Source organism: Bradyrhizobium lupini (assembly GCF_040939785.1).
GTDB classification, from domain to species: Bacteria; Pseudomonadota; Alphaproteobacteria; order Rhizobiales; family Xanthobacteraceae; genus Bradyrhizobium; species Bradyrhizobium canariense_D.
In genome coordinates, this window is sequence record NZ_CP162553.1 from 7091530 (window position 1) to 7115834 (window position 24305).

At 64.5% G+C, this 24305-nt stretch carries 27 protein-coding genes; 17 read left to right on the forward strand and 10 right to left on the reverse strand.

Annotated elements, in window-relative coordinates:
- The first annotated feature begins 31 nt into the window (after nt 1-31).
- Nucleotides 32-688 carry a carboxymuconolactone decarboxylase family protein gene (locus tag AB3L03_RS33990; protein ID WP_085351297.1) on the forward strand — a complete coding sequence of 219 codons (657 nt, stop codon included), beginning with the start codon at nt 32-34 and terminating at the stop codon, nt 686-688.
- Nucleotides 689-795: 107 nt separating this feature from the next.
- Here the strand turns inward: AB3L03_RS33990 and AB3L03_RS33995 are convergent, their stop codons facing one another.
- The 3 genes from AB3L03_RS33995 to AB3L03_RS34005 form a co-directional block, all read right to left on the reverse strand.
- Nucleotides 796-1791 (reverse strand): dienelactone hydrolase family protein, encoded by a 996-nt coding sequence (locus AB3L03_RS33995; RefSeq protein WP_368507872.1) that lies wholly within the window; start codon nt 1789-1791, stop codon nt 796-798.
- Nucleotides 1792-1870: 79 nt separating this feature from the next.
- The gene (locus tag AB3L03_RS34000; RefSeq protein ID WP_368509108.1) at nt 1871-2464 is read right to left on the reverse strand and encodes a hypothetical protein; all 594 of its coding nucleotides are present in this window, start codon (nt 2462-2464) and stop codon (nt 1871-1873) included.
- A 151-nt stretch (nt 2465-2615) separates the two neighbouring features.
- Nucleotides 2616-3020, reverse strand: a complete 405-nt coding sequence (locus AB3L03_RS34005) for a DUF4260 domain-containing protein (RefSeq protein WP_027567473.1) — start codon at nt 3018-3020, stop codon at nt 2616-2618.
- A 149-nt stretch (nt 3021-3169) separates the two neighbouring features.
- On the opposite strand from AB3L03_RS34005, the gene AB3L03_RS34010 reads away from it, so the two are divergent.
- Both AB3L03_RS34010 and AB3L03_RS34015 read left to right on the forward strand, forming a co-directional pair.
- Nucleotides 3170-4702, forward strand: a complete 1533-nt coding sequence (locus AB3L03_RS34010; protein ID WP_007603066.1) for an acyl-CoA carboxylase subunit beta — start codon at nt 3170-3172, stop codon at nt 4700-4702.
- A 120-nt stretch (nt 4703-4822) separates the two neighbouring features.
- Nucleotides 4823-5170 carry a hypothetical protein gene (locus tag AB3L03_RS34015; RefSeq protein WP_368507873.1) on the forward strand — a complete coding sequence of 116 codons (348 nt, stop codon included), beginning with the start codon at nt 4823-4825 and terminating at the stop codon, nt 5168-5170.
- Between the two features lie 21 nt (nt 5171-5191).
- On the opposite strand, the gene AB3L03_RS34020 is transcribed toward AB3L03_RS34015, so the two are convergent.
- Both AB3L03_RS34020 and AB3L03_RS34025 read right to left on the reverse strand, forming a co-directional pair.
- A complete protein-coding gene (locus AB3L03_RS34020; RefSeq protein ID WP_018456483.1) occupies nt 5192-5344 on the reverse strand; it encodes a hypothetical protein in 153 nt (50 codons plus the stop codon).
- Nucleotides 5345-5440: 96 nt separating this feature from the next.
- A complete protein-coding gene (locus tag AB3L03_RS34025) occupies nt 5441-6088 on the reverse strand; it encodes a glutathione S-transferase family protein (RefSeq protein ID WP_085351301.1) in 648 nt (215 codons plus the stop codon).
- A 130-nt stretch (nt 6089-6218) separates the two neighbouring features.
- Between AB3L03_RS34025 and AB3L03_RS34030 the strand changes: the two genes are divergently transcribed.
- Nucleotides 6219-6533: a hypothetical protein gene (locus AB3L03_RS34030; RefSeq protein ID WP_018456485.1), complete on the forward strand. Its 315-nt coding sequence runs from the start codon at nt 6219-6221 to the stop codon at nt 6531-6533.
- Nucleotides 6534-6661: 128 nt separating this feature from the next.
- The gene (locus AB3L03_RS34035) at nt 6662-6940 is read left to right on the forward strand and encodes a twin-arginine translocation signal domain-containing protein (protein ID WP_018456486.1); all 279 of its coding nucleotides are present in this window, start codon (nt 6662-6664) and stop codon (nt 6938-6940) included.
- A 147-nt stretch (nt 6941-7087) separates the two neighbouring features.
- Here AB3L03_RS34035 and AB3L03_RS34040 read toward each other — a convergent pair whose 3' ends face one another.
- The 3 genes from AB3L03_RS34040 to AB3L03_RS34050 form a co-directional block, all read right to left on the reverse strand.
- Entirely contained in the window at nt 7088-7339 is a 252-nt protein-coding gene (locus AB3L03_RS34040; RefSeq protein ID WP_007603074.1) for a hypothetical protein, read from the reverse strand.
- A gap of 203 nt (nt 7340-7542) precedes the next feature.
- Nucleotides 7543-8550 carry an alpha/beta fold hydrolase gene (locus tag AB3L03_RS34045; RefSeq protein WP_368507874.1) on the reverse strand — a complete coding sequence of 336 codons (1008 nt, stop codon included), beginning with the start codon at nt 8548-8550 and terminating at the stop codon, nt 7543-7545.
- Between the two features lie 197 nt (nt 8551-8747).
- Nucleotides 8748-9446: a winged helix-turn-helix domain-containing protein gene (locus AB3L03_RS34050; protein ID WP_018456488.1), complete on the reverse strand. Its 699-nt coding sequence runs from the start codon at nt 9444-9446 to the stop codon at nt 8748-8750.
- 165 nt (nt 9447-9611) lie between these two features.
- Here AB3L03_RS34050 and AB3L03_RS34055 point away from each other — a divergent pair, with 165 nt between their 5' ends.
- The 3 genes from AB3L03_RS34055 to AB3L03_RS34065 are packed head-to-tail and all read left to right on the forward strand — an operon-like array spanning nt 9612 to nt 11169.
- Complete coding sequence (locus tag AB3L03_RS34055; protein WP_007603076.1) at nt 9612-9920, forward strand: NIPSNAP family protein; 309 nt, start codon at nt 9612-9614, stop codon at nt 9918-9920.
- Between the two features lie 37 nt (nt 9921-9957).
- On the forward strand, nt 9958-10308 hold the full coding sequence (locus AB3L03_RS34060; RefSeq protein ID WP_018456489.1) for an antibiotic biosynthesis monooxygenase: 351 nt from the start codon (nt 9958-9960) through the stop codon (nt 10306-10308).
- A gap of 51 nt (nt 10309-10359) precedes the next feature.
- Entirely contained in the window at nt 10360-11169 is an 810-nt protein-coding gene (locus AB3L03_RS34065; protein ID WP_085395587.1) for an oxaloacetate decarboxylase, read from the forward strand.
- A 57-nt stretch (nt 11170-11226) separates the two neighbouring features.
- Here the strand turns inward: AB3L03_RS34065 and AB3L03_RS34070 are convergent, their stop codons facing one another.
- Nucleotides 11227-11619 (reverse strand): hypothetical protein, encoded by a 393-nt coding sequence (locus AB3L03_RS34070; protein WP_018456491.1) that lies wholly within the window; start codon nt 11617-11619, stop codon nt 11227-11229.
- A gap of 164 nt (nt 11620-11783) precedes the next feature.
- Between AB3L03_RS34070 and AB3L03_RS34075 the strand changes: the two genes are divergently transcribed.
- Nucleotides 11784-12437, forward strand: a complete 654-nt coding sequence (locus AB3L03_RS34075) for a trimeric intracellular cation channel family protein (protein ID WP_368507875.1) — start codon at nt 11784-11786, stop codon at nt 12435-12437.
- Nucleotide 12438: 1 nt separating this feature from the next.
- Here the strand turns inward: AB3L03_RS34075 and AB3L03_RS34080 are convergent, their stop codons facing one another.
- Nucleotides 12439-13665: a cytochrome c gene (locus tag AB3L03_RS34080; RefSeq protein ID WP_085384243.1), complete on the reverse strand. Its 1227-nt coding sequence runs from the start codon at nt 13663-13665 to the stop codon at nt 12439-12441.
- A 280-nt stretch (nt 13666-13945) separates the two neighbouring features.
- Here AB3L03_RS34080 and AB3L03_RS34085 point away from each other — a divergent pair, with 280 nt between their 5' ends.
- From AB3L03_RS34085 to AB3L03_RS34120, 8 genes are all read left to right on the forward strand, one after another.
- A complete protein-coding gene (locus AB3L03_RS34085; RefSeq protein ID WP_085360841.1) occupies nt 13946-17437 on the forward strand; it encodes an indolepyruvate ferredoxin oxidoreductase family protein in 3492 nt (1163 codons plus the stop codon).
- A gap of 398 nt (nt 17438-17835) precedes the next feature.
- Nucleotides 17836-18993, forward strand: coding sequence for a thiolase domain-containing protein (locus AB3L03_RS34090; RefSeq protein WP_007611536.1), 1158 nt, complete (start codon nt 17836-17838; stop codon nt 18991-18993).
- Nucleotides 18993-19382 carry a Zn-ribbon domain-containing OB-fold protein gene (locus tag AB3L03_RS34095; protein WP_368507876.1) on the forward strand — a complete coding sequence of 130 codons (390 nt, stop codon included), beginning with the start codon at nt 18993-18995 and terminating at the stop codon, nt 19380-19382. The genes AB3L03_RS34090 and AB3L03_RS34095 overlap by 1 nt, the downstream gene beginning before the upstream one ends.
- A 208-nt stretch (nt 19383-19590) precedes the next feature.
- Nucleotides 19591-20451, forward strand: a complete 861-nt coding sequence (locus AB3L03_RS34100; RefSeq protein ID WP_018456496.1) for a MaoC family dehydratase — start codon at nt 19591-19593, stop codon at nt 20449-20451.
- Between the two features lie 150 nt (nt 20452-20601).
- Nucleotides 20602-21480 (forward strand): SDR family oxidoreductase, encoded by an 879-nt coding sequence (locus AB3L03_RS34105; protein ID WP_018455294.1) that lies wholly within the window; start codon nt 20602-20604, stop codon nt 21478-21480.
- Between the two features lie 28 nt (nt 21481-21508).
- Nucleotides 21509-22462, forward strand: a complete 954-nt coding sequence (locus tag AB3L03_RS34110) for a dihydrodipicolinate synthase family protein (RefSeq protein ID WP_368507877.1) — start codon at nt 21509-21511, stop codon at nt 22460-22462.
- Nucleotides 22463-22466: 4 nt separating this feature from the next.
- Complete coding sequence (locus tag AB3L03_RS34115) at nt 22467-23282, forward strand: NUDIX hydrolase (RefSeq protein ID WP_247455484.1); 816 nt, start codon at nt 22467-22469, stop codon at nt 23280-23282.
- 74 nt (nt 23283-23356) lie between these two features.
- Entirely contained in the window at nt 23357-24283 is a 927-nt protein-coding gene (locus AB3L03_RS34120) for a DMT family transporter (protein ID WP_085395592.1), read from the forward strand.
- Nucleotides 24284-24305 lie beyond the last annotated feature (22 nt).

Here is a 24305-nt window from a genome sequence, read left to right on the forward strand (position 1 = left end):
CCCCCGGGTCAAGAAAAACCGGGAGGAGAACATGAACTCAACGCCACTCTGGCTGCCGTCGCTCACGCTTGCCGCCGCAGGCGGCTGGCTCGCCGCCACGATGTTTGCCGGTCCCGCCACCAGCAGGGAGCCGCGCTTTCCTCAGCTCACCATGGACCAGCTCGACGCCAAGCAGAAGCCCCTCGGCGAGCAGATCATGAAGGTCTCGAGCGTCGGCATCGGCGGTCCCTACAATCCGATGATCTGCAGCCCGGTGCTCGGCCAGCGCCTGTTCGACCTATTCCACTATCTGCGCTGGGAGACCTCGGTCCCGACAAAACTCAACGAGTTCGCGATCCTGATCATCGGGCGGCAATGGCGCTCGCAGGTGGAGTGGTACGCCCATGCGCCGCTCGCGGCGAAAGCGGGCCTGTCGCCCGACATCGTCGCGGAGCTGAAGGCCAATAAGCGGCCTGCGAACATGGCCGAGGACGAGGCCGTCGTCTACGACTTCGTCACCGAGCTCACCGCGACGAAGAAGGTCGGCGACGAAACCTTCGCGCGCGCGAAGAAGGTCTTCAACGACCAGCAGATCGTCGACCTCACCGCGGTCGCCGGCAATTACGTGATGGTCGCGATGTTGCTCGCAATGGCCGAAGAGACCGTGCCGCCGGACAAGCAGGAGCCGTTCAAGCCGGGCGAGCCGTAGCCTTCGTCATTGCGAGGAGCGAAGCGACGAAGCAATCCAGACTGCCTCGGCGGAAAGATTCTGGATTGCTTCGCTGCGCTCGCAATGACGGAACATGTCGCGCTGGCCTAACCCAGCTTGAACAGCGCCTGCAAAAACTCCTCAACGGCCTTGCGCGACTCGGCGGCAGTCGTTGGATTGCCGCCGACATGCGGATTGAGCTCGACGCAAGCGTCCTGGTAGGTGAACGGCGCTTTCGTATCGGCGTTCATCAGCACGCCGCCGTCGCCTTCGCGGATCTGGCAGTTGCGCACGGTCTGCGCACCCGTGGACACGGCAACCGTATTGACGCCGAGCAGCCCACTGTCAAAACCATGCGCGCTGTCGGGGTATTCGGTCAGCACCACGTCGCGGCCGGCCGTCTTGAGCCGCTTGATGAAAGCCTTGCAGCTCTTGACGGGATTGTAGTCGTCGGGCGTGCCGTGGAAGATGCGGATCGGGCGCGCGGCGATGTCCGTGTCGTTCTGATAGGTCGTCGAACAGTCGGGGTAGAAGGGAATGTAGGCGGCGAACTGGATGCCGGACTTGTTCCAGAGCTTGTGGAAGCGCTCGAGGCTCGCATAAAGCGTCGCCTGTCCGCCGCGTGAAAAGCCCATCAGCACGATGCGATCCGGATCGACGCGGGGATGCTTTGCAAGGATCTCCAACGAGCGGTAGATGTCGATGACGAGGTTGAGCCGACCGAGCAGGGCCTGGTTCGGCCCCACCACCGTCAGCCCGCGGCCGGTAAAGCCGTCGATCACGAAAGTCGAGATGCCCATGGCGTTGAACGCGTGCACCCAGGCTTCGGTCGTTGCGCCGACGCCGCTCGAGCCGTGCATCAGCACCACGACGGGGAGTTTTCCGCTGCCTTGCGCCACGCGCAGCTCGCCGGCGACCGTCACCGGCTTGCCGGCCGCGGCGTCGCCGCTGAGGAATTGCTGGTCGGAGAGGGTGAGCGAGGGGATCGGGTAGATCTCGGCGCGGGTGGCGACTTCCCGGGGAAGCGATTGTGCGTTGGCGCCCATGCCGACGAACAGCGTTGAAATGCAGAGCGCCATGGCGACGCGGAATGCCGTCGGCATCGGATCCTCCCCCGTGATTTTCAGTGAGTAGAACAACAGGCCCGCGCGCTGTCAAATTGACGCAAGCCGGCGGTTCGCCTCAGGCGGTGTCAGGCTTCTTCACCGTCAGCGCCTGGTCGATCGCAAAACCGCCAATCTCGCTCATCGCCTGCGAGATCACGTCGCCCTTGCGGGCAAAGCCGGCAGAGAGGACATCGAACTGGGTGCGCGCCAGCCGCAGCACCTCGATTGGCACGGAGATGGCGGTCTCGTTGAAGCTGTCGACCGAGGCGTGCAGCGTCTCCAGCTCGCTTGTGAGCTTGCCGATATGGCTCTCGGCGTGCTGCATCAGGCCGAGCAGGTTGCCACGCTCGGCATCGAATGCCGCGCGCTCGGCCGCCGCGGCCGCGGTGACTTCGGCAAGCTGGCTGCGCAGCCCGTCGATTTGCTTGACCATGGCGTCGGACGCCATCTCACCGGCCTCGCGCAGGTCGCTGTTGCGCGTGTTCTCTTCGTGCTCCCGGTGATAGAGGCGTTCCGCCGACATCGCCCGTTGCGTCAGCGACTCGATCAGCGCGGCCGCGCGTAGCAGCATCTCGCCGTTCCGCCCCGACACCATGCTGGCCATGCGCCGCAGGAAGTCGGTGGTTTCGGACGATGGGTTCGGCGGCAGTGGAACGACCGTCGCGGACATGAGGTGATGCTTGCAGCCGGAAATGATGACCGCCGCCGTACCGACTGAGCTCACGCAACATTCGGCGCCTGATCGTAAACGTGAGCAAGCCTGAATCGGCAGGTCCGGTCAACCGGGCCGGGCCGCCATATTTACGGGCAGCGCGCTGCGGTCAGGTATCCTTCTGCCGGCCGATCCGGCCGAGATGGGTGAAGCCGAATCCGGCCGAATATTTCAGGCCATAGCCCAGCGCCCGGTCGATGCCGATATGGGCGAGCCAGATCAAGGCGATGGACAGGGTGAGCGGCGAGGCGAGGCCGAAGCCGAGCGTCAGCAGCGCGACCGGCGCCATGTAGCTGTGGGCGGCGTTGTAGACCATCGCGCCGAGTTTGGCGTCCGACAGGTATGCCAGGAAGCTGAGATCGGGGACGAAGAACAGCAGTGCGAACACCAGCCATGAGCCGTCCCAGGCCCAGTAGAGCATCACCATCCCCACAAACAGGGTCAGGCCCTCCAGCCGCAGCAGGATGTTGACGCCGCCCGTCGCCGCGCCGGTCTCGGCCGCTCCTTCGGTCATGCCCGTCTCCCAGGCAAAACTTTGAAATTCCTTGCGCTTTCCCGCTGCGGCAAGGCAGCCCTGCGGGACCGAAAGCCGCTTCCCGGCCCGCAAAATGCCGTGTTAGAACCCCCGGCAATCGCATTTAGGCTAAGAACTGGCGGGAGCAAATGAAGAATATCCTGGACGCCCTTGAAGACCGTCGCGCCGGCGCAAAGCTCGGCGGCGGCGAGAAGCGCATCGAGGCGCAGCACGCCCGCGGCAAGCTGACCGCACGTGAGCGCATCGAGCTCTTGCTCGACAAGGGATCGTTCGAGGAATTCGACATGTTCGTCGAGCACCGCTCCACCGAGTTCGGCATGGAGAAGAACAAGGTGCCCGGCGACGGCGTCGTCACCGGCTGGGGCACCGTCAACGGCCGCAAGACGTTTGTCTTCGCCAAGGATTTCACGGTGTTCGGCGGCTCGCTGTCGGAAACGCACGCGCTGAAAATCACAAAGCTCCAGGACATGGCGATGAAGGCGCGTGCGCCCATCATCGGCCTGTATGACGCTGGCGGCGCCCGCATCCAGGAGGGCGTCGCAGCCCTGGCCGGCTATTCCTACGTGTTCCGCCGCAACGTGCTCGCCTCCGGCGTGATCCCGCAGATCTCCGTCATCATGGGTCCCTGCGCTGGCGGCGACGTCTATTCGCCCGCGATGACCGACTTCATCTTCATGGTGAAGAACACCAGCTACATGTTCGTCACCGGCCCCGACGTGGTGAAGACCGTCACCAACGAGGTCGTCACGGCGGAAGAGCTCGGCGGTGCCTCGGTGCACGCCACGCGCTCCTCGATCGCCGACGGCGCCTTCGAGAACGACGTCGAGACGCTCTTGCAGATGCGGCGCCTGATCGACTTCCTGCCGTCCAACAACACCGACGGCGTGCCGGAATGGCCGAGCTTCGACGACATCGGCCGCGTCGACATGTCGCTCGATACGCTGATCCCCGACAATCCGAACAAGCCCTACGACATGAAGGAGCTGATCCTGAAGGTCGTGGACGAGGGCGACTTCTTCGAGATCGCGGACGCTTTTGCCAAGAACATCGTCACCGGCTTCGGCCGCATCGCGGGCCGCACGGTGGGCTTCGTCGCCAACCAGCCCATGGTGCTGGCCGGCGTGCTCGACTCCGACGCTTCGCGCAAGGCGGCGCGCTTCGTGCGTTTCTGCGATGCCTTCAACATCCCGATCGTCACCTTCGTCGACGTGCCGGGCTTCCTGCCGGGCACCGCGCAGGAATATGGCGGCCTGATCAAGCACGGCGCGAAACTGCTGTTCGCCTATTCGCAGTGCACCGTGCCGCTGGTCACCATCATCACCCGCAAGGCCTATGGCGGCGCCTTCGACGTCATGGCTTCCAAGGAGATCGGCGCCGACATGAACTATGCCTGGCCGACCGCCCAGATCGCGGTGATGGGCGCCAAGGGCGCGGTCGAGATCATCTTCCGCGCCGACATCGGCGACCCCGACAAGATCGCCGCGCGTACCAAGGAATACGAAGACCGTTTCCTCTCCCCCTTCATCGCCGCCGAGCGCGGCTACATCGACGACGTCATCATGCCGCACTCGACCCGCAAGCGGATCGCGCGGGCGCTGTCGATGCTGAAGGACAAGAAAGTGGAAACGCCGGCGAAGAAGCACGACAATTTGCCGTTGTGACGCCTCGTAGCCCGGATGAGTGAAGCGACATCCGGGTTCTTCGTCAAGCTTCCCGCATGTCGCTTTGCTCATGCGGGCTACCGATTCTGTTTCTGAGTTGGCATCCTCGATCCAAATCCAATGACCGAAGACGATCCGACCGACGAGATTTCAGACATCGAAGCGCGGATCGAGGCTTTGGCCGAGATCGCCGAACGATGTCGGAAGTACATCCTGGCATCCAAGATCGCCGTCGGCGGCGGCGCTGCGCTGTTGCTGATCACGATCCTCGGCTTGCTCGGAATGGGCCAGACCGCCGCGCTCGGATCGATCGCTCTGGTGCTCGGCGGGATCGTCTCGCTCGGTTCGAACGTCAGCACGCTGCGGCAGACGGAGAGCGCGATCGGGGATGCGGAGGCGCTTCGGTCTCAACTGATCAGCCGCATTGACCTTCGCGTGGTCGCCGATGCGCCGATGAAGCTGGTGTGACGCGGCGCTCGCAGGCCAATGTCACGCCGCAGCCCTGCGCGACAGCACCTGCAGCTCCTCGCGGCATTCGGCTGCGAACGCCTGAAGCTGCTCCGCGGTTTGCCGGTCGAGGATCGCCTTTGCCAGTCTTTCAGCGCGGGCAAGCTGGTCTCTGAGATATGCGATGCGGGCCATGTGTCACCTTCCGCAGGGATGATTTGATGGCCGTGACCCTACGGCCATCGCCGGATTCATTATGTGAGGCACGTCACATCTGACGCGGGCGCCGCGTCAGCGGGTCGCGTCCGCCGCAGCGAAATGCGCCATCTGGTCGGCGTGGGCTTTGGCGAAGGCCGGGCGGGCGGTGGCGCGCGCGACGTAGGCGCCGCAGGCGGGACTGTCCGCGAGCCCTTCGAACTGATCGACGATGCGCAGCACGTCTGACATCAGGATGTCGGCGACGGAGAACGTGCCTGCCAGCCATTCGCGGCTGGCCAGCACCGCCTCCATGTGCTTGAGGCGGAGCTTGAGGAAGTCGTCGACGAATTTCCACGCGGCCGTATCGCTCGGATGACCCATGAACTTCGACATCGTCCAGGGCAGGCTCGCCATCTCCACCGAATTGAGCGCGGCGAACAGCCATTCCGTGGCTTCGTTGCGGCCGCGCGGATCTGATGGCATCAGCTTCGCGCTGAGGCCGCCGAGATGCAGCAGGATCGCGCCGCTCTCGAAGATCGAGAGATCGCCGTCGGTCAGCCACGGCACCTGCCCGAACGGCTGGTGCGCAAGATGCTCGGCGCCGCGCCCGTCGAACGGCGCGCTCGCGACGCGATAGGGCAATGCGGCCTCTTCGAGCGCCCAGCGCACCCGAAGGTCGCGCACGAAACCGCGCGGGGGCGGGGGAACCCAGTCGAAGGTGGTGAGCGTGAGGTCGGGCATGTGGTGTCTCCGTCTGCTGTTCAGGCATAGGACGGGTGAGAGATGCGCGTTCCGACACCGGTGCCGTCCTTTTTTTGTCGTCGCCGACGTCATCGGCTAGTCTCACCCCAAACAACAGGAGGAAAATCCGATGCCGTCAGCCTTCTTCGTCGTCCGCGCCGTCGTCACCGATGCCGGCAAGCGCGCCGCCTTCGACAGGTGGTACGAGACCGAACATCTGCCCGACGCGATGAAGGCCTTCGGCGTGAGCAAGGCCTGGCGGTTCTGGAGCCTCGACGATCCCTCACTGCATCAGGCGATGTATCAGTTCGCGAGCGAGGCTGCGCTGCACGCCATGCTGAAGGGCGAAGCGCTGACGCAACTGGTGGCCGATTTCAACCGCGATTGGCCCGACGTGACGCGCACGCGCGAGTTGCTGGTGCTGGCGCAGGAGTTTGGCAAGTAGCGCCCGGCGGCGGGCTGTCACCGTCGGAGTCGCAGCGAAGCTGAACGCGCGATTCAGCTTCGGTTCATGTCGTCACCACGACACTCGCCTCTGCATCACTGGCACGACCATCCAAGAGGAAAGAAGTCATGGAGCGCCGGAACTTTTTAAAATTTGCAATCGGTGTCGCGGCCGGAGCTGCCGCGTTCACGACCGCCGCAAAGGCTGCGCCGCTGGCGCCGCAGCCGCTCGGTGACCCCCGCATGCCGCAAGGCAATCCCGACGCTCATCCCGCAGTCACCAGCAGCGAAGAAGCCGCGCAGTTGAAGCCGGAGCAGGTGCACTGGCACGGCCGCCATCGCCATTGGGGTTGGCGCCGCCGTCACTGGGGCTGGCATCGCCGGCGATGGCACCGCCGCCATTGGTAAGCTTCGCGCACCAGGCTTGAACGGGGACCGCGATCGGCGGTCCCCGTTCTGATCTGAAACATCCCGGTGCGACGTCAGGCGCTCAAAAAGAAAATGGCCGCGCAGGCTTTCGCCGCGCGGCCATTTCGCAATGCGAAAAAAACGAGATCAGAACGGGCGGCAGCGGCCGGCGTACCAGCGGAAGCCGTAGGGGCACACGCGGGCGCGCGGCACGACCACGACAGGGGCTGGCGCAACCACGATCGGACCCGGGCGGACAACGACCGGACCGCGCATCGGGCGGCAGCCGCCATAGGCGCCGCGATACCAGCCGGGGCCGCAACCGCCGGCGGCGCTGGCCGCCTCGCTGAAACCAACGACCGCGCTGGCGAGCATCACGGCGGCAAACAGGTATTTCATTTGATCTTCCTTCTCGTCCTTGGGTGTAGGTTTTGGGGGCAGGTAGGAGGGCTTGGCGCTTTTCGGCGCACCATGAATCAAAAGACACGATTCGACACGTTAAAATCGCAACATGCCGACACGACGCCAGCCAAATCTGCCAATCATGACCTGAATGCGGCATGAACATTCCCAGCACGCGGATCCGGACGGCAGCAATGACGCTAGCGGCCGAGAAAGCCCAGGACTAGCTCCCTGTACTTCTCAGGCGCCTCGAGGAAGACGAGATGGCCGGTGTCCGGGATCACCTCGGCCCGCGCATTCGGCATCTTCGCCGCGAGTGCCTTCGCCAGCTCGGCGTTCTCTCCCATTTTCGCGCGCAGCGCCTCCGGTGCGCTCAGTCGGCCCGGCGCGTTGTGGTCGTCGGCGCCCATGATGAATAGCGTCGGCTCGGTGATCAGTGCGATCTCGTGCGCCACCGGCTCACGATAGATCATCTGGCCGGAACTGACGAAGGCACGCAGCCAGCGCGGATAATCCGGGCTGCCCTTGATGTTGAAGCGGGCGTCGATGAACGGCGTGATCGCGTCCGGCGGCAGCTTGATCGCATAATTGGTCTGAAGCTGCTTGCGATAGCCATCGGCCGTGAGCTTGTCCTCGGTCTCGATGATCTTCTCGGTCGGCGTCGGCGGTACATAGAGGCGGTAATCTTCCAGCCCGATCGGGGCCGTCAGAACAAGGTGGGCGACGCGGTCGGGAAAGGCGCGGGCGATGCGGACGCCCAGCATGCCGCCGAGCGAATGGGCGACGATCTCGGCCTTGTCGATCTTCAGATAATCGAGCAGCGCGATGGTGTTGCGCGCCAGATTGTCGAAATGCAATTCGCCGATCGGCTTGGAAGATTTGCCGAAGCCGATCTGGTCCGGCACCACGACGCGGAAGCCGGCCTCGCTCAGCATCTTGATAACAGGTGCCCAGTAGCTCGACGGGAAGTTGCGCCCGTGCAGCAGCACGACGGTGCGGCCGTTCGGCTGCGCAGGCGGCACGTCCATGTAGGCCATGCTGAACTGCTCGCCGTCATTGGTCAGAGGCAGCAGGTGTACGGGATAGGGATAGGCAAAGCCTTCGAGCGCGATGCCGTAGGGTTCGCGCGGGGCGGTGTCGGCGGCGTGGGATGTAAGAGGAGCGGCGAGAAGAGCCGTGCAAAGCACGGCCGGGAGGAGGCGGATCATTGAAGGCTCTGAGTCATGTTGGCGCTAGGAGACACATTCTCCGTCATGCCGGGCTTGGCCCGCCTGCGCGGCCGAAGCCGCTTCGGCGAGGCGAAGGCCCGGGCATCCACGTGGTGCCACGCAAACTGCACTAAAGACGTGGATGGCCGGGTCAAGCCCGGCCATGACGACGACGAGACGCTTACACGCGCTTGTGTTCAGTCCTTCGCAGTCCCGAACAACGCGGCAAACTGCTTCTCGCCGGTGCGCGTAAAATTCACCACGCGGCTGCCGGGCGTGGCGTCGCGGGCAGCCCATTTCAGCTCGGCGAAACGCTGCATCATGGCGGCGCCCAGCGTGCCCGCGAGATGGTGACGCCGCTCGCTCCAGTCGAGGCAGGCCTTGCAGACCGGCCGGCGGGGATGGGCGAGCATGTCGGGCGAGATCTGCAAATGCTTCGCCAGGAAGCGCTCGCCCTCGGCCGTCAGCTCGATCTCCTGCTTCTTCTGCCTGACCAGGTTTTGCGCGCGGAGGGTGTCGAGCATCTGCACGCCGAGATCGCCGGCGAGATGGTCGTAGCAGATCCGGGCACGCCGCAGCGCCGGATCCTTCGGCCCGGTGCGCACGCGCATATGGCCGGTCCGCGCGGCGAGGCCCGCAAGCCCCTCCAGCACCCCGGCGACATCGTCGTCGGTGAGGCGGTAGTAGCGGTGGCGGCCCTGCTTCTCCGGCTCGATCAGGCCACCGGCCTCGAGCTTGGAAAGATGCGAGCTCGCGGTCTGCGGCGTGATGCCGGCCTCCTGCGCCAGCTCGCTCGCGGTGAGCGCGCGGCCGTTCATCAGTGCCGTGAGCATGTTGGCGCGTGCGGGATCGCCGACGAGCGAAGCGATCATGGCGATGTCAGGACCGGATTTCATGCTTCGATGGTAGCCGAAGCATTGCGGTCGGGCAAGCGCGTAGCCTGGCTTTGCTCGTCATTGCGAGGCGCGAAGCGACGACGCAATCCAGGCTGCCTCCGCAGAGGGATTCCTGGATTGCTTCGCTGCGCTCGCAATGGCGGTGTGGAACCAGAGGAGCCCATCATGTCCGTCACCGTCTTCATCCGCTACCAGCTCGATCCCTTCAAGCGCGCGCAGTTCGAGGAGTATTCGAAGCGCTGGCTCACCATCATCCCGAAATGCGGCGGCGATCTGATCGGCTATTTCATGCCGCACGAGGGCACCAACAACATCGCGTTTGCGCTGATTACCTTCGAGAGTCTGGCTGCGTATGAGGCCTATCGCGCCCGGCTGCGTCAGGATACGGAAGGCATGGCCAACTTCCACTTCGCCGAGGAGCACAAATTCATCCTCGCGGAAGAGCGCACGTTTCTGCGCCAAGTGGTTTTGTAAGTGCTATCGTAGGCCATCAACGACAGGAGAGACGCCCATGATCGCCGTGATCTTCGAGGTCTGGCCGAAGCCGGAACACCGCCAGGATTATTTCGACCTCGCGGCCGACCTCAAGCCGATCCTGCAAACCATCGACGGCTTCATCTCGGTCGAGCGTTTCGAAAGCCTGACCGAGAAGGGCAAGATCTTATCGGTGTCGTTCTGGCGGGACGAGGCGGCCGTGCAAGCCTGGCGCAACACGATGGAGCATCGCCGCACCCAGGCCAAGGGCCGCGCGAAAATCTTCGCCGATTATCACTTGCGTATCGCCAGCGTCATCCGTGACTACAGCATGAATGATCGCGAGCAGGCGCCGAAGGACAGCCGCGCGGTGCACGACGCGCACTAGCGCTCGTGGCGGCACGTCCCCATCTCTGCGCGGCCAACAAGGGAGAGAAACATGCACGTGACAACTGCTGACAAGCGCGCGGCCTTCAGGAAGCTGCACGAGAGCGGCTGCTTCATCCTGCCCAATCCGGTCGACGTCGGCAGCGCGAAAGCGTTGCAGCATCTCGGTTTCAAGGCACTCGCGTCGTCGAGTGCGGGCTTTGCCTGGACCATCGGCAAAGCCGACAACCACGTCACCGTCGAGGACGTCTGTCAGCATCTGGCCGCATTGAGCACGTCGGTCGACATCCCCGTGAACGCTGATTTCGAGGGCGGCTTTGCGGTCGAGCCGGACAAGGTCGCGGAGAATGTCGAGCGCTGTGTGCGCACCGGCGTTGCCGGCCTGTCGATCGAGGATTCCACCGGCGACAAGGACAAGCCGATCTACGAGCGCGCGCTCGCAGTCGAGCGCATCAAGGCATCGCGCAAGGCGATCGGCGATAGCGGCGTGCTGCTGGTCGGCCGCTGCGAGGCCTATCTGTGGGGCGTGACCGACCTCAAGTTGGTCATCGACCGGCTGACGGCCTACGCAGATGCTGGCGCCGATTGCCTTTACGCGCCGGGCCTGAAGAGCCGCGAGGACATCGCCGCGGTGGTGAAGGCTGTTGCACCCAAACCGTTCAACCTGTTGATCGGCGGCTCCGGGCTGTCATTGCAGGAAGCTGCCGATCTTGGCGTGCGCCGGATCAGCGTCGGCGGTTCACTCGCTCGCGCCGCCTGGGGCGGCTTCATGCGGGCCGCGAAGGAAATGGCGGAGAAGGGGACCTTCGCGGAGCTGGCGGGCGGCTATCCCGGCGGCGAGCTCAACAAGATGTTCAGCTAAGACAAACGAAAGCGGCAGGATGTGAATCCCGCCGCTGTCGCATATTGTTGCAATTCGTTACTTCGCGCCGTCAGCGGGTGCCGGCGTATCCGGGGCCGCCTTGCTCGGCGCGGCGCCCGTGGTCACGCCCGGTCCGGTGTTGGTGCGCGGCGTCACGTCGCGCATGCCGGGAGGTGCGGCCGGATTGGTAGCCGGTGCCTGCTGCGCTGTCTGCGTCGCCGGCGTGGTGCTGGCCTGGTTGCTGGTGCCGGTGTTGTTCAGGCCGTAGAATACGGCACCCAGCACCAAGGCGATTGCCACTGCGAACAGGGCTACTTTGCCGCTGGAGGCGGGGCCTTCGCCAAGCTCCGGGTCGACCTGAAGCTGGGCATCCCGTCGCGCCGCATTGCGATACTCATCATCGGCGAGATTCGGGCGGTACGGATCGTTGATAAAACGGTCGTCAGCCATCGATTGGTTCTCCTCGATTATTGCGGCGGGACAACCCGTGGATGCGAGATTCTGTTCCGCCCTCCTTAATGCTTTCGTCGCATGTTGCGCCCGCGGCGGGAATCGGGAACCTGTTCGCTGGGGAACCTGACGCGTAAGCTCCGCTGACGGAAGGGAACAAAGCGATGTGGAGCTTGCCGCCGAGCGAATATAGCGTGCTGCATCTGTTGTCGCTGGTTGCGGTCGCGGCGCAAGGCATGACCGCCGCGCTCGCTGCCGGCCGCCGCAGCATGGATTGGCTCGGCGTCTGCTTCCTCGGCTGCATCACGGCGCTCGGCGGCGGCACCTTGCGCGATCTCTTCCTGGGGCATTATCCGTTGGCCTGGGTGCAGAACCCCATCTACCTCGCACTGGCCGGAGGCGCCGCCTTCCTCACCATCCTGATGGCGCGCCTGGTGCACCGGCTGAAACTGGCCTTCATCGTGCTCGATGCCATCGGCCTCGTCGTCTTCACCATGACCGGCTGCGACATCGCCTGGCAGATGGATGCCACGCTGCCGATCGTCATCGTCTCCGGCATGGTGACCGGTTGCGCCGGCGGCGTGTTGCGCGACGTGCTCTGCAACGACGTGCCGCTGCTGTTCCGCTCCGAGCTCTACGCCAGCGTCTCGGTGGTGACGGGATTGTTCTATGCCACCGCGTTCGGTCTTAAGCTGAACGCCGAGCTCTGGACCATTTTGACATTCGTCCTCGGCATCAGCTTCCGCCTGCTGGCGGTGCGCTACAAATGGGAGATGCCGAAATTCGTCTTCACGGAAGAGGAGGAGCGGGAGCCTTGAGCTACGGCTCCTGCTTCCGCGCCCTCGCCACCTGCGCCGGCGTCACCAGCGGCGCGGCGTTGCCCCAGGAATTGCGGATGTAGTTCGTCACCGCCGCGATCTCTGCGTCGGACAGCTGGTTGGAATAGGCCGGCATCTCCCCGGTGTTGGGCGCGCGCGGGGTCGTCACGGTGTGGGCGCCGTCGAGGATGATGCGCAAGGTCGAGGACGGATTGACCGATTGCAGCAGCGCGTTGGCGGGCAGCGGCGGATAGATGCGCGGTGCGCCGGATCCGTCGGCCTCGTGGCAGGCGATGCAGAACTTGGCGTAGATGGCCTGGCCGGCCTTCATCTCGGCATCGTCAGGCGGCGTCACGATCGTCTCACGCCGTGCCGGCGGCAGGTTCTTCAGGTAAACCGCGATCGCGCGCACGTCGGCATCGCTCATCTTCGAAGTCGAATTGACGACCACCTCCGCCATCAGCCCGCTGGCATGGCTCCTGGCGTTGCGCCCGCTCTGAAGATATTCCGTGATGTCTTCGACACTCCACGATTTCAGCCCGGTGCGGGCGGCGCCATCGAGCCGTGGCGCGTACCAGCCGCCCACCTCGTTGCCCGCGAGGGCCTGCGCCTGCTTGTCCGCGCCAAAATAGTTCTTCGGCGTATGGCAGGCGCCGCAATGACCGAGCCCGGTGACGAGATAGCCGCCCCGATTCCACGCCGCGCTCTGGCTCTGGTCCGGTTCGAACAGGCCGGGTTTGAAATAGACCATGTTCCAGATCCGCATCAGGCCGCGATAGCTAAACGGCCAGCGTAGTTCCGGCGGCTTGTTGCGGCTGGTGACGGCCGCGAGCGTTCCGAGATAGGCCCGGATCGCCAGCGTGTCGTCCTTCGTCATCCGCGTGAAATAGGGGTAGGGGAACGCCGGGTAATAGTTGGAGCCGTCTGGGGCGACACCGGTGCGCACGGCGCGAGTGAAATCGGTGTCGGTCCAGGCGCCGATGCCGGTGTCGCGGTCCGGCGTCACGTTCGGGGCATAGATCGCGCCGAATGGTGTGTCGATGCGCTTTCCGCCCGCGAACGGTTTGGCGGGATCGGCGGTGTGGCAGCCGGCACAGTCGCCGGCCTCCACCAGCGACTTGCCGTAGGCGATCAGCTCCGGTGACGGCTCGGCGGCGCCGGCCGCGCTCGCAACCGCACTGCACAACGCCAGGCCCACGAGAGCCAGGCCAGTGAGAATCGTCCGCATCGAAAGCCTCTCCTGCGACCCATCGACGCCGTCCCGGATGACGGGGCGTCAATTCGTTGCGCGACGGCGGGGGTATGGTGACACAAAATGAAAATCGCGGATGCCAATGCAGCCACGAAATTGCGATTTTTACCCGGCGCTCCCTTTGGTCCAGAATTGTGATGCGGAGCGTGAAATATCCGACATAGAGTGGCGGAAATGGTCGGCGCGCCCTAGCTAAAAACAACGGGCAGGCAACGGCTTAAGCAGCCAAGCGCTCAAAAGGGCGGAAGAGGACATAATGGGCATCAACCAGGGTCCGATCAGTCTCGATCAGAAATACACCCAGGACACCGGACATATTTTCACGACGGGCATTCAGGCCCTGGTCCGGCTGCCGATGGCCCAGATCCGGCGCGACCGTGCCGCGGGATTGAACACCGCCGGCTTCATCTCCGGCTATCGCGGCTCGCCGCTCGGCGGCTATGACCAGCAGCTCTTCGCCGCGCGCAAGCATCTCGAGCAGTACAACATCAAGTTCCAGCCCGGCGTGAACGAGGATCTGGCCGCGACCGCGGTCTGGGGCTCGCAGCAGCTCAACCTCTCGCCGGGCGCCAAGTATGACGGCGTGGTCGGCATCTGGTACGGCAAGGGCCCCGGCGTCGATCGCTGCGGCGACGTCTTCCGCCACGGCAATGCCGCGGGCTCCGCCAAGAACGGCGGCGTCTTGTGTCTCGCCGGCGACGACCACGGCGCAAAATCCTCGACGGTCCCGCATCAATCCGACCACGCCTTCATGTCGGCGCTGATGCCCTATCTCTACCCGTCGAGCGTACACGAGATGATCGAGATGGGTCTTCTGGGTATCGCGATGTCGCGCTACTCGGGCTGCTGGGTCGGCATGAAGGTGATCACGGAGACGGTGGAGACCACCGCCGAGATCGACCTCACCGACGAGATGACGCCGTTCGTGATCCCGACCGATTTCGAGATGCCCGAAGGCGGCCTCAATCTGCGCTGGCCCGACGACCGCTTCGCCCAGGACCGCCGCCTGCAGGACTACAAGGGCTTTGCCGCGATCGCCTTTGCACGCGCCAACAAGGTCAATCGCGTCACCATGGACTCGCCCAACGCCCGCTACGGCATCATGGCGTCCGGCAAGAGCTACGAGGATATCCGTCAGGCGCTGCGCGAGCTCGGGATCACGCCCGAGGTCGCCGCCAAGATCGGACTTCGATTGTACAAGATCGGCATGCCGTGGCCTCTGGAGCCGGAAGGCGTCAGGCAATTCGCTGTAGGACTCGAGGAAATCTTCATCATCGAAGAGCGCCGCGAGATCGTCGAGAACCAAGTGAAGCAGGAGCTGTTCAACTGGCGCGACGATGTCCGTCCCCGCATTATCGGCAAGATGGACGATCACGACAAGCGCTTCCTTCCCTTTGCCGAAGAACTCAGCGTCGCCTCGCTGGCGAGCTCGCTGACCGAGCGGCTGCTTCGACTTGATCTCAATCCCGAAATTGCAACGATGCTGCGCGCCAAGGCCGATTGGTTCAACGGCCGCCAGGCGTCGCAAATGCAGGCGACCGCGCCTGTCGCCCGCACCCCGTATTTCTGCTCCGGCTGCCCGCACAACACCTCGACCAAGGTGCCCGAAGGCAGTCGCGCCTTTGCCGGCATCGGGTGCCACTTCATGGCACTGTGGATGGATCGCTCCACCGAGACCTTCACCCACATGGGCGGCGAGGGTGTGCCGTGGGTCGGCGTTGCCCCCTTCACAAAGGAAGAGCACGTCTTCGCCAATCTCGGCGACGGCACGTATTTCCACTCCGGCAGCCTCGCGATCCGCCAGGCGATCGCCTCCGGCGCCAACATCACCTATAAGATCCTCTACAACGACGCGACCGCGATGACCGGCGGCCAGCATGTCGACGGGGAATTGTCGCCGCAGCAGATCACCTTCCAGCTACACAGCGAAGGCATCCGCGAGATCTATCTGGTCTCAGAAAATCCCGACGCCTATCCGGCGAACGAGATCGCGCCCGGCGTCAAGACCGCGCATCGTGACGAACTCGACGCGGTCCAGAAGACCCTGCGGAAGGTCAAGGGCGCGTCCGCGATCGTGTTCGTGCAGACTTGCGCCGCCGAGAAGCGGCGCCGCCGCAAGCGCGGCACGATGGAGGATCCGGCGCGCCGTGTGCTGATCAATCCTGCAGTGTGTGAAGGCTGCGGCGATTGCTCGGTGCAATCGAACTGCATTTCGGTCGAGCCGCTCGAGACCGAGTTCGGCCGCAAGCGCGCCATCAACCAGTCGACCTGCAACAAGGATTATTCCTGCGTCAAAGGCTTTTGTCCGTCCTTCGTCACCGTCGACGGCGGCAAGATGCGCAAGCGCGCGCCGGCGGGCGTCGGCGATATCGGCGATCTGCCCGAGCCGGCATCGCGCCCCAACCTGGACAAGCCCTACAACATCGCTGTCGGCGGCGTGGGCGGGACCGGCGTGCTGACGATCGGCGCGCTGCTCGGCATGGCCGCCCATATCGAGGGCAAGGCCTCGATGATCCTCGACATGTCGGGCCTGGCGCAGAAGGGCGGGGCGGTGCTGAGCCACGTCCGCCTGTCCGATCATCCGGCCGAGGTGACCTGCTCGCGCATCGTCACCGGTACGGCCGATGTGGTGCTCGCAGCCGATGAGGTGGTCGCGGTTGCCAAGGACACCATCTCGCTCTGCGACAGCAGCCGCACCCGCGGCATCATCAACAGCCACGTCATTCCCACCGCCGACTTCGTCCTCAACCGCGATTTCAACTTCCAGACCCGCAAGCTGAACGGGTTGCTGGAAACCGCGCTGCACAAGGACTCGGTATTCTTCGACTTCACCAAGCCGGCCGAACAGCTGCTCGGCGACAGCATCGCCACCAACATGATGATGATGGGCTACGCCTATCAGAAGGGCCTCTTGCCGTTGTCAGCGGAGTCGATCGAGCAGGCGATCGAGGTCAACGGCGTCTCGATCAAGATGAACAAGGAAGCCTTCCGCCTCGGCCGCCTCGCCGTCGCCGATCCCGCACGGCTTGCCGGCATGCTGAAGGGAACGGATGAGGTCGTTGCGCCCAAGTCCCTGGACGCAATGACGCTCGACGAGGTCATCGAGCATCGCACCAGGCATCTCACGGCGTACCAGAACGGCCGCCTCGCGAAACGCTACCGCAAGCTGGTCGATCAGGTCAGCGACGTCGCCAGGCAGGGCGGCTATGACGAGGCGCTGACCCGCGCCGTTGCGGTCAACTACGCCAAGCTGCTGGCCTACAAGGACGAATACGAGGTCGCGCGCCTCTACACCGATGGCGCGTTCGAAAAGCAGCTCCGCGACCAGTTCGAAGGCGACTTCAAGTTCAACTTCAACCTGGCCCCGCCCATTCTGAGCAGGGGCGTCGATGCGCTCGGCCGCCCGAAGAAGCGCGCCTTCGGCCCGTGGATGCTTCCGGTGTTCCGCGTGCTGGCAAAATTCAAGTTCCTGCGCGGCACGCCGCTCGACATCTTCGGTCGCAGTGCCGACCGCAAGCTCGAGCGCGATCTGATCGCCGGCTACGAGAAGGACGTCGCCACCGTGCTCGGCCTGCTGTCGCCGCTGACGATCGATACCGCGGTGGAGCTGCTCTCGCTGCCCGACCGCATCCGCGGCTACGGCCCGGTGAAGGAGAAGGCCGTAGCAGACGCCAAGGCCCGCTACGCCCAGCTCGCCGCCGACCTCGCGAACCCGCCGCCGGCGCCGAGGCAGATCGCGGCGGAGTAGAATTTTCGTGGGGTGGACTCGCTAATCCACCCTGCAAATTCCTGTTTGAAATCAACCACCGTTCTACTGTGCATGGGGTTGTTTTCGCGAAAAAACGTTTTTCGATAAAACGAAATCACTTGTACCGTCGGGCAAAACAGCTTTAGGGTTCTTCCCGTCGTTCCCATCATTGCGAGCGCAGCGAAGCAATTCCAGAGTGCGTCCGCGGAAAGATTCCTGGATTGTGCGCTCGCAACGACGACTGCGGCAGCAGGGCCTTCCACCGCACCTCGGATGATGCGGCGGCCATTTGCGCCAGCCCGCTGCCCTCTCGCCCGACGGAATATTTCCGCGCTTGCCAACAGGGCGGCAGCGGTTCAGAAAAAACCGGAAGTGAGACACGCCAGCGGAGACCTTATTTGACCATCAAGGGCAAGGCCTACATTGCCGGGATCTACGAACACCCGACCCGGCACGCGCCGGACAAATCCACCGCGCAGCTCCATGCCGAGGTCGCCAAGGGTGCGATCGAGGATGCCGGGCTCAGCAAGGACGATGTCGACGGCTATTTCTGCGCGGGCGACGCCCCGGGCGGCGCCTGGCCGATGGTCGATTATCTCGGTCTCAACACCAAGAAACTCCGCCATGTCGATTCCACCGAGACCGGCGGCTGTTCTTACATCATCCATCTCGGCCATGCCGCCGAAGCCATCGCCGCGGGCAAGTGCTCAATCGCGCTGATCACGCTGGCCGGCAAGCCGCGCACCGGGGCGATGCCGCCGCGCGCGGCCGGCGCTGAGGCCGATTTCGAGACGGCTTATGGCGCGACCACGCACAATGCCTATGGCATGTGTGCCATGCGCCACATGCACGACTATGGCACCACCAGCGAGCAGCTCGCCTGGATCAAGGTCGCGGCCTCGCACCATGCGCAATACAATCCGCATGCGATGCTCAAGGACGTCGTGACCGTCGAGGACGTCCTGAACTCGCCGATGATCTCTGATCCCTTACATCGCATGGATTGCTGCGTGGTCTCCGACGGCGGCGGCGCGCTGATCGTGACCACGCCTGAAATCGCCAAGAGCCTGAAGAAGCCTTTGGTCAGGCTGATCGGACATGGCGAGGCGATGAAGGGCCCGCGCGGCGGCAAGGATCTCGACCTCACATACTCCGCCGGCATCTGGTCCGGCCCGCGTGCCTTCGAGGAAGCCGGCATCACGCCGAAGGACATCAAATACGCCTCGATCTACGACAGCTTCACCATCACCGTCCTGATGCAGCTCGAAGACCTCGGCTTCTGCAAGAAAGGTGAGGGCGGCAAGTTCGTCGCCGACGGCAATCTGATCTCGGGCGTCGGCAAGCTGCCGTTCAACACCGATGGCGGTGGCCTCTGCAGCAACCATCCCGTCAATCGCGGCGGCATGACCAAGATCCTCGAGGCCGTGCGGCAACTGCGCGGCGAGGCGCATCCGAAGGTGCAGGTCAAGAATTGCGATCTCGCCATCGCCCACGGCACCGGCGGACTTTTGGGTGTTCGCCACGCCGCCTCGACGGCCATTCTGGAGCGCGTGTGATGAGCGAAGCCAAGAAATATCCGGCCCCGGTGATGAACCCTGAGACAGCCGCGTTCTGGGATGCGGCCAAAGAGGGCAGGTTCATGATCAAGCGCTGCACCGCGTGCGGCGAGGCGCACTATTTCCCGCGTGCGATCTGCCCGTTCTGCTACTCCGACAAGACGGTGTGGGAGCAGTCTTCGGGCGAGGGTACGATCTACACCTACAGCTTGATGCGGAAGTCGCCGACCGGCCCTTACGCGATCGGCTACGTCACGCTGAAGGAAGGCCCATCGCTCCAGACCAATTTCGTCGATTGCGATCTGACGACGTTGAAGATCGGCCAGAAGGTGAAGGTGGTGTTCAAGCCGACCGACGGCGCGCCGCTGCCGTTTTTTACGCCGGCGTAGTCGCTTTCTTCCCTTCTCCCCTTGCGGGAGAAGGTGGCGCGAAGCGCCGGATGAGGGGTCTCTCTCCACCGAGAGATTGTTCGATGCGGAGCGAACCCCTCACCCAAACGAGTTTGTTGCGAGCACCTTGGAGCCCTCTCCCGCAAGGGGAGAGGGCGCATCAATGGGCGCCGCCATTCGCTGAAACTGCCGGGAGGAAACAACAAAAATGTCCGCCAGATACGACGAACTCAAAGGCCTCAAAAACCTCGGCCAGAAATATGCCTACACCGACCGCGAAGTGATGCTCTATGCCTACGGCATTGGGCTGGGCGCCGATCCGATGGACGAGAACGAGCTCGCCTTCGTCAACGAGGGCACGCTGACGCCGCGACCGCTCAAGGTGGTGCCGACTTTTGCATCCGTCGCCGCGTGGGGCGCGGGGCCTGGCGAGATGAACCTCAACCGCGTGATGGTGGTGGACGGCGAGCGCGACATCACCTTCCACCAGCCACTGCCGGTCGCCGCGCACATCACCGCCGATTCCTCCGTGGTCGAAGTCTACGACAAGGGCAAGGACAAGGGCGTGGTCATCAGCCATCAGACCGTGCTCAAGAACGAGAAGGGCGAGAAGCTGGCAACTCTGGTCGCCTCCCGCTTCGCCCGCGGCGACGGCGGCTTTGGCGGGCCGAACCTGACCCAGCCGGATCCGCACAAGAGCCCGTCCCGCGCACCCGACACGACCATCGACATCGTGACGCGTCCCGACCAGGCGCTGGTCTATCGTCTCTGCGGCGATCGCAACCCGCTGCACTCCGACCCTGAGTTCGCGAAGAAGGCCGGCTTCCCACGTCCGATCCTGCACGGCATGTGCACGTACGGCATCACCTGCCGCGGCGTGCTCCAGACCTATGCCGATTACGACGCTTCCGCCTTCCGCCAGCACGTCGCGCGGTTCTCCTCGCCGGTCTATCCCGGCGAGACCGTGACCATGGACCTCTGGAAGGACGGCAGCGTGATCTCGTTCGAAGCCAAGGTCAAGTCGCGCGGCGTCACTGTGATCAAGAACGGCAAGACGGTGCTGGGGTGATGATGCCGCTCGACGCGCTCTGAGTTATTTCGTCATGCCCGGGCTTGTCCCGGGCATCCACGTTCTTCGCGCGGTTGGCGATCAAGTTCGTGGATGGCCGGGACAAGCCCGGCCATGACGGAGCAAAAGAACAAAACAGGGAGAGCCACCATGGGACTACTCGACGGCAAGGTTGCGCTGATCACCGGCGCGGGCGGGGGGCTCGGTGAGGCCTACGCAAAGCTGTTCGCGCGGGAAGGGGCCTCCGTCGTCGTCAACGACCTCGGTGGGCCCCGTGACGGCTCCGGCGCCGACACATCGATGGCGCAGCTCGTGGTGGATGCGATCAAGGCCGAAGGCGGCAAGGCGGTCGCCAACGGCGCCGACATCTCCACCATGGAAGGCGGCCAGTCGGTGTTCGACGACGCCATCAAGCATTTCGGCCGCGCCGACATCCTCGTCAACAATGCCGGCATTCTGCGCGACCAGACCTTCGCCAAGGCGTCTGAGTCCGACTGGGACAAGGTCATCAAGGTGCATCTGAAGGGCACCTTTTGTTGCACCATGCCGGTATTTCGCTGGATGCGGGAAAACGGCGGCGGCGTCATCGTCAACACCTCGTCGACCTCGGGCCTGATCGGCAATTTCGGCCAGAGCAATTACGGCGCGGCCAAGGGCGGCATCTGGGGCCTGTCCAACGTGCTGGCAATCGAGGGCCGCAAATACAACATCCGGATCTGGACGCTTGCGCCGGGCGCGCTGACCCGCATGACCGCAGACCTGCCCCGCTATAAGGAGAACCCCGGCGCGGCGCTGGGTCCGGACGGCATCGCGCCGGCCGTGCTATACATGGTCAGCGACTTGTCCGGTGACCAGACCGGCAAGGTGCTGGGCGTGTCCGGGCCCCGCGGCGTGCGCGAGATGCGGATGATGGAAATGGACGGCTGGAAGCCGCCGCACACGGGCTGGAAGGCCCAGGACATCGCCGATCATGCCAAGGAGATCTTCTTCTCCGAAGAGCAGATCAAGATGGGGGCGCGGCGGTTTTAGCCATCGACAGAGAGAAACAAGGACAACGATGAAACTTACCGCCGACGCCAAGGGCACCGTCGCAATCGCGCCGACGCCGTTCCACGATGACGGCCGGATCGACGAGCGCTCGATCGACCGCCTGACCGATTTCTACGAGGAGGTCGGCTGCGACGGCGTCACTGTGCTGGGCATCCTCGGTGAGGCCCCGAAGCTCGATGCCGCCGAGGCCGAACAGGTGGCGGTACGCTTCGTCAAGCGCGCCAAGAAGATGCAGGTGATCGTCGGCGTCTCCGCGCCGGGCTTTGCCACCATGCGCTCGCTGGCGAAGGCCTCGATGGATGCGGGCGCGGCCGGCGTCATGATCGCGCCGCCGCCGTCGTTGCGGACCGACGACCAGATCGTCGGCTATTACAAGCAGGCGGCCGAGGCCATCGGCCCCGACGTGCCCTGGGTGCTCCAGGACTTTCCGCTGACCTTGTCGGTGGTGTTCACCCCGGCCGTGATCCGCAAGATCGTCACCGACAATCCGAACTGCGTGATGCTCAAGCACGAGGACTGGCCGGGGCTGGAAAAGATCTCGACGCTGCGCAATTTCCAGAAGGACGGCTCGCTGCGGCCGCTTTCGATCCTCTGCGGCAATGGCGGGCTCTTTCTGGACTTCGAGATGGAGCGCGGCGCCGACGGCGCCATGACCGGCTATGCCTTCCCCGAACTCCTGATCGACGTCGTGCGGCTTTCGAAGGAAGGCAAGCGCGACGCCGCCCATGATCTGTTCGACGCGCATCTGCCGCTGATCCGCTACGAGCAGCAGCCCGGCGCGGGCCTTGCCGTGCGCAAATACGTGCTGCAGAAGCGCGGCATCATTGCCTCCAGCGCCCAGCGCAAGCCCGGCGCCACCATCACCCCGATGGCGAAGGCGGAGGTCGATTACCTGCTGTCGCGCGTCGCCCGCGTCGACAAGCGCGCCAATCTCGGCCCGCAATCCAGCGCCGCAGGTTAGTCGAATGGCCGAGGCATCAGCATCACGCCCTGCGTCGACGATCCTCCTGCTGCGCGACGGCGTGACGGTCGACGGCAAGAGCCGCGACGAAATCGAAGTCTTCATGATGGTTCGCCATCATCAGATCGAGTTCAATTCGGGCGCGCTGGTGTTTCCTGGTGGCAGCGTCGATGCCGGCGATCAGGAGATCGTCAAGCGCTCCGACCTGTATTCGGGCGGCGAGGGGCTGAGTGAAGCGGACCGCGGCTTTCGGATCGCCGCGATCCGCGAGACCTTTGAGGAAAGCGGCATCCTGCTGGCGCGGTCGAAGGATTCGGACACGCCTGTTGACGCCAGGCGCGCCGGCGAAATCGCCGATGCGCATCGCGTCGCGCTCAACGAGCACAAGGTCAGCTTCCTGAGCATTCTGGCCGACAACGGGCTCCAGCTCGCGCTCGATACGCTCGTGCCTTACGCGCACTGGATCACGCCCGAGGGGATGCCAAAACGTTTCGACACATGGTTCTTCCTTGCGGCCGCGCCGCCCGACCAGCTCGGCGCACATGACGGCCGGGAATCGACCGACTCGATCTGGGTCTCGCCACGCGAGGCGGTGGAGGGCGGCGAGAGCGGCCGCTTCAAGCTGCCGTTCCCGACCACGCGCAATCTGATCCGGCTCGCCAAGCAGGGCCGCGTGAGCGCCGCGCTCGAGCACGCCCGCGGCATGTCCGTCGTGACGGTGATGCCTGTCATGACCAAGACCGAAACCGGCCGTCAGCTCCGCATTCCCCGCGAGGCCGGCTATGACGGTGAGGTGTTCGAGGTCGGGGCCATCGGCTAGGACACTTCGATACAAAGCGAAGTATCGGCGAGGGCAGACGCGCTAGGTTCCGTCAACGGGATCGAGCGCGCGACATGGACAACCGACCGGGCAATCGGGAGAACAACAACATCGCCGTCGAGCTGGCGCTGCTGCTGGCGCTCGCAACGCTCTGGGGCGGCTCCTACACCTTCATCAAGCTCGGCGTCGCCACCATTCCTCCGATCACGCTGATCGCGGCGCGCACCACGATTGCGGGCCTGCTGCTGCTCGCGATCATGTGGGCGCGGGGCATCAGGCTGCCGACGGATGCCGCGACCTGGCAACGCTTCGCCTTCCAGGCCGTGCTCAATAGCGTGATCCCCTGGACATTGATCGCCTGGGGCGAGCGCCACGTCGATGCCGCGCTTGCGACCATCCTCAACTCGGCCGGCCCGATCTTCACCTTCCTGCTCACGGCGGTCGTGACGCGTCACGAGGCGACGACACCGCGAAAGCTGGTCGGGGTGGTCGCCGGCATGGCCGGCATCCTGCTGATCGTCGGCGTCGATGCCTTCCATAATGTTGGAAGCGGCCTCGTCGCGGAGGCCGCGATCGTTGCCGCCACCATCTGCTACGCCTGCGCCGCGATCTTCGGTCGCGGCTTCAAGGGCCTCGATCCCATGGCGCCCGCGGCCGGCTCGTTGCTGGCGGGGGCGGCGGCGCTGCTCCCGGCCTCGCTCATCGTCGAGCAGCCCTGGACGCTGTCGCCCTCGCTGAGTTCCGTGCTGGCGCTGCTCGCGCTGGCGACCTTCTCGACGGCCGCGGCCTTCGTGATCTATTTCCGCCTGATCCAGACCCTGGGCTCGGTCGGCACCACCGCGCAGGCCTATCTCCGCGTGCCGATCGGGGTTGCCATCAGCGTCGCCTTCCTCGGCGAGAGCCTGAGCCGGACCGCCTGGATCGGTCTTGCCTGCGTCGTCCTCGGCGTCGCCGCCATGACTATCCCGGCGCGGCGGCCGGCCGACGTCAAAACGTCATAAAACCGGGGCCAAGGAGGCCGGC

Bases quoted from the DNA above. Each gene is read 5' to 3' on its own strand.
- AB3L03_RS34060 (WP_018456489.1), top strand. From the start codon at position 9,958: ATGATCGCCGTGATCTTCGAGGTCTGGCCGAAGCCGGAACACCGCCAG.
- AB3L03_RS34050 (WP_018456488.1), bottom strand. From the start codon at position 9,446: ATGAAATCCGGTCCTGACATCGCCATGATCGCTTCGCTCGTCGGCGAT.
- AB3L03_RS33995 (WP_368507872.1), bottom strand. From the start codon at position 1,791: ATGCCGACGGCATTCCGCGTCGCCATGGCGCTCTGCATTTCAACGCTG.
- AB3L03_RS34025 (WP_085351301.1), bottom strand. From the start codon at position 6,088: ATGCCCGACCTCACGCTCACCACCTTCGACTGGGTTCCCCCGCCCCCG.
- AB3L03_RS34065 (WP_085395587.1), top strand. From the start codon at position 10,360: ATGCACGTGACAACTGCTGACAAGCGCGCGGCCTTCAGGAAGCTGCAC.
- AB3L03_RS34085 (WP_085360841.1), top strand. From the start codon at position 13,946: ATGGGCATCAACCAGGGTCCGATCAGTCTCGATCAGAAATACACCCAG.
- AB3L03_RS34045 (WP_368507874.1), bottom strand. From the start codon at position 8,550: ATGATCCGCCTCCTCCCGGCCGTGCTTTGCACGGCTCTTCTCGCCGCT.
- AB3L03_RS34035 (WP_018456486.1), top strand. From the start codon at position 6,662: ATGGAGCGCCGGAACTTTTTAAAATTTGCAATCGGTGTCGCGGCCGGA.
- AB3L03_RS33990 (WP_085351297.1), top strand. From the start codon at position 32: ATGAACTCAACGCCACTCTGGCTGCCGTCGCTCACGCTTGCCGCCGCA.
- AB3L03_RS34010 (WP_007603066.1), top strand. From the start codon at position 3,170: ATGAAGAATATCCTGGACGCCCTTGAAGACCGTCGCGCCGGCGCAAAG.
- AB3L03_RS34055 (WP_007603076.1), top strand. From the start codon at position 9,612: ATGTCCGTCACCGTCTTCATCCGCTACCAGCTCGATCCCTTCAAGCGC.
- AB3L03_RS34030 (WP_018456485.1), top strand. From the start codon at position 6,219: ATGCCGTCAGCCTTCTTCGTCGTCCGCGCCGTCGTCACCGATGCCGGC.
- AB3L03_RS34015 (WP_368507873.1), top strand. From the start codon at position 4,823: ATGACCGAAGACGATCCGACCGACGAGATTTCAGACATCGAAGCGCGG.
- AB3L03_RS34100 (WP_018456496.1), top strand. From the start codon at position 19,591: ATGTCCGCCAGATACGACGAACTCAAAGGCCTCAAAAACCTCGGCCAG.
- AB3L03_RS34070 (WP_018456491.1), bottom strand. From the start codon at position 11,619: ATGGCTGACGACCGTTTTATCAACGATCCGTACCGCCCGAATCTCGCC.
- AB3L03_RS34075 (WP_368507875.1), top strand. From the start codon at position 11,784: ATGTGGAGCTTGCCGCCGAGCGAATATAGCGTGCTGCATCTGTTGTCG.
- AB3L03_RS34110 (WP_368507877.1), top strand. From the start codon at position 21,509: ATGAAACTTACCGCCGACGCCAAGGGCACCGTCGCAATCGCGCCGACG.
- AB3L03_RS34105 (WP_018455294.1), top strand. From the start codon at position 20,602: ATGGGACTACTCGACGGCAAGGTTGCGCTGATCACCGGCGCGGGCGGG.
- AB3L03_RS34095 (WP_368507876.1), top strand. From the start codon at position 18,993: ATGAGCGAAGCCAAGAAATATCCGGCCCCGGTGATGAACCCTGAGACA.
- AB3L03_RS34040 (WP_007603074.1), bottom strand. From the start codon at position 7,339: ATGAAATACCTGTTTGCCGCCGTGATGCTCGCCAGCGCGGTCGTTGGT.
- AB3L03_RS34115 (WP_247455484.1), top strand. From the start codon at position 22,467: ATGGCCGAGGCATCAGCATCACGCCCTGCGTCGACGATCCTCCTGCTG.
- AB3L03_RS34120 (WP_085395592.1), top strand. From the start codon at position 23,357: ATGGACAACCGACCGGGCAATCGGGAGAACAACAACATCGCCGTCGAG.
- AB3L03_RS34080 (WP_085384243.1), bottom strand. From the start codon at position 13,665: ATGCGGACGATTCTCACTGGCCTGGCTCTCGTGGGCCTGGCGTTGTGC.
- AB3L03_RS34005 (WP_027567473.1), bottom strand. From the start codon at position 3,020: ATGACCGAAGGAGCGGCCGAGACCGGCGCGGCGACGGGCGGCGTCAAC.
- AB3L03_RS34020 (WP_018456483.1), bottom strand. From the start codon at position 5,344: ATGGCCCGCATCGCATATCTCAGAGACCAGCTTGCCCGCGCTGAAAGA.
- AB3L03_RS34000 (WP_368509108.1), bottom strand. From the start codon at position 2,464: ATGTCCGCGACGGTCGTTCCACTGCCGCCGAACCCATCGTCCGAAACC.